This window comes from Streptomyces cinereospinus, from assembly GCF_042430725.1.
Classification (GTDB): Bacteria; Actinomycetota; Actinomycetes; order Streptomycetales; family Streptomycetaceae; genus Streptomyces; species Streptomyces cinereospinus.
Genome location: NZ_JBHMCY010000051.1, coordinates 49,122 through 55,121 on the forward strand (window position 1 = coordinate 49,122; position 6,000 = coordinate 55,121).

General features: G+C 71.9%; 3 protein-coding genes. All 3 read left to right on the forward strand.

The window, feature by feature from the left end; all coding sequences use genetic code 11:
- The first annotated feature begins 188 nt into the window (after positions 1-188).
- The 3 genes from ACFF45_RS24125 (at position 189) to ilvN (ending at position 5,828) form a co-directional block, all read left to right on the forward strand.
- On the forward strand, positions 189-3,191 hold the full coding sequence (locus ACFF45_RS24125; protein WP_381348544.1) for a putative bifunctional diguanylate cyclase/phosphodiesterase: 3,003 nt from the start codon (positions 189-191) through the stop codon (positions 3,189-3,191).
- A gap of 243 nt (positions 3,192-3,434) precedes the next feature.
- Positions 3,435-5,282, forward strand: a complete 1,848-nt coding sequence (locus ACFF45_RS24130; RefSeq protein ID WP_381348542.1) for an acetolactate synthase large subunit — start codon at positions 3,435-3,437, stop codon at positions 5,280-5,282.
- Between the two features lie 21 nt (positions 5,283-5,303).
- Entirely contained in the window at positions 5,304-5,828 is a 525-nt protein-coding gene (gene ilvN, locus ACFF45_RS24135) for an acetolactate synthase small subunit (protein ID WP_381348543.1), read from the forward strand.
- The last annotated feature ends 172 nt before the right edge of the window (positions 5,829-6,000 follow it).

Consider the following 6,000-nt stretch of genomic DNA (forward strand, 5'->3'; position numbering starts at 1 on the left):
CGCCGACGGCGACCCTGGCGCACGGCCACGCGACGACGCGGCCATCACGCCAGTCACGGCGGGCACCTCAACCCTCAGCACCGCAGGTACGGCAGCCACCGCAAGCAGACCCACCGCGCGCCCCGGGATGCCCGGGACCCGGGAGCGGTACGGAGCGGGAGGGCCCGGTGAACGCGTCCTCGCCGCCCATGGCGGCCCTCGACCGGGCGCCGCGGCCGCAGCGCGCCCCGGGCACCCTGCTGCCCCGGCCGCCGGCCTCCCGCAGCGGGCCGGGCGTGTACCACCAGCTCGTCCTGGTCCTGCTGTGCGCGGGCTACGCCGTCGGCGCCGCGGTCGGCTGGGGCTCGGACCACCTCGCCCTGATCATGGGCGACTTCGGGCTGAGCGCCGCGGCCGGCGCGGCCGCCGTGTCGTGCTTCGTGTACGCGCACCGCCGCCGGGTCCGGTTCCGCTCCGCCTGGCTGCTGTTCGCCCTCTCCTCGGCGATGGCCGCGCTGGGCAACGGCGTCTGGGGATGGTACGAGGTCGTCCTCGGGCTGCCCGTGCCCAGCCCCAGCTACGCCGACCTGTTCTTCCTGTGCTTCGCGCCGCCCGCCATCGTGGGCCTGCTGGTCCTCGCCAAGCGGCCGGTGACGAAGGCGGGCTGGGTCTGCCTCGCCCTGGACGCCTGGCTGATCGGCGGCTCCCTGGTCACCCTGTCGTGGAGCCTGGCGCTCGCCCAGGCGGCCAAGGGCGGCGGCCCCGGCGTCGCGCACACCGCGCTGTCGCTGGCGTACCCGCTGCTGGACATCGCCCTGGTCAGCATGGTGCTCGCCCTGCACTTCCGGCGTTCGGGCGCCAACCGCTCCGCGGTGAACACCGCGATCGGCGCGCTGGCCCTGACCGTCATGTGCGACGCCCTGTTCACCTCGCCGCTGCTGCACGACGCCTACCATTCCGGCCAGTTGCTGGACGCCGGCTGGTTCGCCGGCTCGCTGCTGCTGGCGTACGCGCCCTGGGCCGCCTCGCGCCCCGGACAGCCCGCCGACGAGCAGCACGCGCGCGTGGCGGACGAGCACGGGCCCGGGCAGCGCGACGGCACCCACCCGTCCGGGCCGCAGGGCGAGCACCCCCGGTATCCGGCCACCCGGCCGCTCACCGGCTCGCTGGCCGCCCTCACGCCGTACCTCGCCGCCGCCGTCTGCACCCTGGGCATCCTCTACAACGTGCTCAACGGCCGCAGCGTCGACCGCGTGGTCCTGCTCACCGGCGGCACGGTCGTGCTCGCGCTCGTGGTGCGCCAGGGCATCATGCTGCTCGACAACATCACCCTCACCCAGGAACTGGCGCAGAAGGAGAACCACTTCCGCTCCCTGGTGCAGGGCTCCAGCGACGTCATCATGATCGCCGCCCCCAACGGCATCCTCCGGTACGTCTCCCCGGCCGCCGCCGGGGTCTACGGGCGCCCTGCGGAGGACCTGGTCGGGACCGAGCTGGCCGATCTCATCCACCCGGAGGACCTGGGCTGCGTGGTGCACGAGGTGCGCCGCTTCCTCGCCGCCAGCCCCCAGGAGGAACCCACCACCCGCATCGAGTGCCGCTTCCGGTCCGGCGCGGGCGGCTGGCTGAACGTGGAGTCGACGGTCAACCGGCACCACGGCGGCCTGATCTTCAACAGCCGGGACGTGACCGAAAGAGTGCGCCTCCAGGCGCAGTTGCAGCACAACGCCGAGCACGACCCGCTCACCGACCTGCCCAACCGCGCGCTGTTCACCAAGCGCGTGCAGCAGGCACTGTCCGGCCGCCGCAGCACCGACCGCGGCGCCGTGCTGCGGGGCACCGCCGTGCTCTTCATCGACCTGGACGGGTTCAAGGCCGTCAACGACACGATCGGCCACCAGGCCGGGGACGAACTGCTCGTGCAGGCCGCGCGCAGACTCCAGGAGGCGGTCCGCAAGGGCGACACCGCGTCCCGGCTCGGCGGCGACGAGTTCGCGGCCCTGATCGTCGGCGACGGAGCCCGGGACCGGGCGGCCCGCGAGCGGCACATCCTGGAGCTCGCCGACCGCCTCAGAGTGACGCTGTCCCAGCCGTACCTCATCGACGGCAACGACGTCCGGGTCGCCGCCTCCATCGGCGTCGCCTTCGCCGAGCCGGGCCTCGGCGCGGGGGAGCTGCTGCGCAACGCCGACCTGGCGATGTACCGCGCGAAGTCGGCCGGCAAGGGCCGGGTCGAGCTGTACAAGCCGCAGATGCAGCAGGACGTCGTGCGCAAGGCGGAGCTGGCCACCCGGCTGCGGGCCGCGCTGCACGACGGCGAGTTCACCCTGCTGCACCAGCCGGTGGTGTGCCTGGCGGACGGCCGGATCACGTCGGTCATCGCGCAGGCGCGCTGGCGGTCGTCCCAGGGCGTGCTGTTCACGCCGGCGGAGTTCCTGCGCGTCGCCGAGGACGGCGACCGGACGGCCGAGCTGGGCCGCTGGACGCTGGAGGAGGCCCTGGCGCAGGCCGCCGAACGCGCCGGGACCGGTCACGCCGTACCGGTCGCCGTCCGGATGACCGCGCGCCGCCTGCTGGACCGTTCGATGCCCCTCGGCTCCGTCGAGTCGCTGCTGACCCGGCACGGGCTGCCGTCCGGGGCACTGATCATCGAACTGTCCGGCATCGATGCCAAGATCCCCCTGGACGACCTGGAGCGGCGTCTGGGCGCCCTCAGGAGGCTCGGTGTCCGGATCGCGCTCGACGGCTTCGGCACCGGCTGCCCGGCCGTCACGGCGCTGCGCCGGCTCCCGCTGGACGTGCTCAAGCTTGACCGCGGCCTCGTCGAGGGCGTCGTGGAGTCCGCCCGGCTGCACAAGATCATCAGCGGGCTGCTGCGCATCGCCGGCGATCTGGGCCTGCAGTCCGTGGCGGAGGGCGTGGACCTGCCCGAGCAGGTCGTCGCCCTGCGCGCGATGGGCTGCACGCACGGACAGGGCGTCGCCTTCTCCGGGCCCCTGGACGAGTACCGGCTGCGCCGGGCGCTCACGTCCGGCCACTGTCCGGTGCCGCCCGGACCGGCCGGACCCGCCTTCGCGGGAGGCGCCACGGGGTCCTACACCGCGGGGGTGACCACCCTGTTCGGCGGTGCCATGCCCGTCACCGCGCCGGTCGGCACACCCCTCGCCACACCTCTGCGCTCACATGCTGAGACTCCCGTCCCACCCACTTGACAGTGGGTACGCGCCGGGGGGAGGGTCAGTGCCATGCGCACCCGAATCCTCGTACTTGGACAGCGCGTCGGCTGAGCTGGGACCCACCGGACATCGATCCGGCACCCCCAGCGACCACACCGGCGCGCTCCCCTCGCTTGCCTTACGGCACGAGGGGTTTTTTGTTGCACGGGCATCTGCCGTACAACAGCCGTACACCGCACAAATCTCGCCAAAACCCTCAGCATCGAGAAGAGAATGCCGATGACCGAGCAGGCCACCGGGGCCCATCCGCAGCCGCGGCCCCGATCCGGAGGACAGCAGTCCGCGCCCGTCGAGCACGTCACGGGTGCGCAGTCCCTCATCCGCTCTCTCGAGGAGGTCGGCGCCGACACGGTATTCGGCATTCCCGGCGGCGCGATCCTTCCGGCGTACGACCCGCTGATGGACTCCGGCAAGGTCCGCCACGTCCTGGTGCGCCACGAGCAGGGCGCCGGCCACGCGGCCACCGGCTACGCGCAGGCCACCGGCAAGGTCGGCGTCTGCATGGCGACCTCCGGCCCCGGCGCCACCAATCTGGTCACGCCGATCGCCGACGCGCACATGGACTCCGTGCCGCTGGTCGCGATCACCGGGCAGGTCGCCTCCAAGGCGATCGGCACGGACGCCTTCCAGGAGGCGGACATCGTCGGCATCACCATGCCGATCACCAAGCACAACTTCCTGGTCACCAGGGCCGAGGACATCCCCCGGGTGATCGCCCAGGCGTTCCACATCGCCTCCACCGGACGCCCCGGCCCGGTGCTGGTCGACATCGCCAAGGACGCCCTCCAGGCGAAGACCACCTTCTCCTGGCCGCCCACCATGGACCTGCCCGGCTACCGCCCGGTGACCAAGCCGCACGCCAAGCAGATCCGCGAGGCCGCCAAGCTGATCACCTCCGCCCGGCGCCCGGTGCTGTACGTCGGCGGCGGCGTGCTCAAGGCCAAGGCCACCGCCGAGCTGAAGGTCCTCGCCGAGCTGACCGGCGCCCCCGTCACCACCACCCTGATGGCGCTCGGCGCGTTCCCCGACAGCCACCCGCTGCACGTGGGCATGCCCGGCATGCACGGCGCGGTCGCCGCCGTCACCGCCCTGCAGAAGGCCGACCTGATCGTCGCCCTCGGCGCCCGCTTCGACGACCGCGTCACCGGCCGGCTGGACAGCTTCGCGCCGCACGCCAGGATCGTGCACGCCGACATCGACCCGGCCGAGATCGGCAAGAACCGCGCCGCCGACGTGCCGATCGTCGGGGACGCGCGCGAGGTCATCGCCGACCTGATCCAGGCCGTGCAGAAGGAGCACAGCGAGGGCCACCGCGGCGACTACGAGGCCTGGTGGAAGGACCTCGACCGCTGGCGCGAGACCTACCCCCTCGGCTACGACCAGCCCGAGGACGGCTCGCTCTCCCCGCAGCAGGTCATCGAGCGCATCGGCCGGCTCGCCCCCGAGGGCACGGTCTTCGCGGCCGGCGTGGGCCAGCACCAGATGTGGGCCGCGCACTTCATCCAGTACGACAAGCCCGCCACCTGGCTCAACTCCGGCGGCGCCGGGACGATGGGATACGCCGTCCCGGCCGCGATGGGCGCCAAGGCGGGCGCGCCCGACCGCACCGTCTGGGCGATCGACGGCGACGGCTGCTTCCAGATGACCAACCAGGAACTGACCACCTGCGCCCTGAACAACATCCCGATCAAGGTCGCCGTCATCAACAACGGCGCCCTGGGGATGGTCCGCCAGTGGCAGACCCTCTTCTACAACCAGCGCTACTCCAACACCGTGCTGCACTCCGGCCCCGACGACGTCAACCCGGAGGCCCGGGGCACCCGCGTCCCCGACTTCGTGAAGCTGTCCGAGGCCATGGGCTGCCACGCGATCCGCTGCGAGGACCCGGCCGACCTCGACAAGGTCATCGAGGAGGCGAACTCGATCAACGACCGTCCGGTCGTCATCGACTTCATCGTCCACGAGGACGCCATGGTGTGGCCGATGGTCGCCGCCGGCACCTCCAACGACGAGATCATGGCCGCCCGGGACGTCCGCCCCGACTTCGGCGACAACGAAGACGACTGAACAGAGAGCTGAGTCACGAACATGTCCAAGCACACGCTCTCCGTCCTGGTGGAGAACACCCCGGGCATCCTGGCCCGGATCGCCGCCCTGTTCTCCCGCCGCGGCTTCAACATCGACTCGCTCGCGGTCGGCGTCACCGAACACCCCGACATCTCCCGCATCACCATCGTGGTGAACGTCGAGGACCTGCCGCTGGAGCAGGTGACCAAGCAGCTCAACAAGCTGGTCAACGTGCTGAAGATCGTCGAGCTGGAGCCGGCGCAGGCCGTGCAGCGCGAACTCGTCCTGGTGAAGGTGCGCGCCGACAACGAGACCCGCTCCCAGATCGTCGAGATCGTCCAGCTGTTCCGGGCCAAGACCGTCGACGTCTCCCCGGAGGCCGTCACCATCGAGGCCACCGGATCGACCGACAAGCTGTCGGCCATGCTCAAGATGCTGGAGCCGTACGGCATCAAGGAGCTGGTCCAGTCCGGCACGATCGCGATCGGCCGCGGCGCGCGTTCGATCACGGACCGCTCGCTGCGCGCGCTGGACCGATCGGCGTGACGATGTGAGACGGGCGGCCCGCACCGCCGGGCCGCCCGCATGGCGAGACCCCCGACCTTCCCGTCCCTCCACCGTCATACGGTGGGACGCACCATCTGCACTCCAAGGAGAGACCCAAAGTGGCCGAGCTGTTCTACGACGCCGACGCCGACCTGTCCATCATCCAGGGCCG

Bases quoted from the DNA above. Each gene is read 5' to 3' on its own strand.
- ilvN (WP_381348543.1), top strand. From the start codon at position 5,304: ATGTCCAAGCACACGCTCTCCGTCCTGGTGGAGAACACCCCGGGCATC.
- ACFF45_RS24130 (WP_381348542.1), top strand. From the start codon at position 3,435: ATGACCGAGCAGGCCACCGGGGCCCATCCGCAGCCGCGGCCCCGATCC.
- ACFF45_RS24125 (WP_381348544.1), top strand. From the start codon at position 189: ATGGCGGCCCTCGACCGGGCGCCGCGGCCGCAGCGCGCCCCGGGCACC.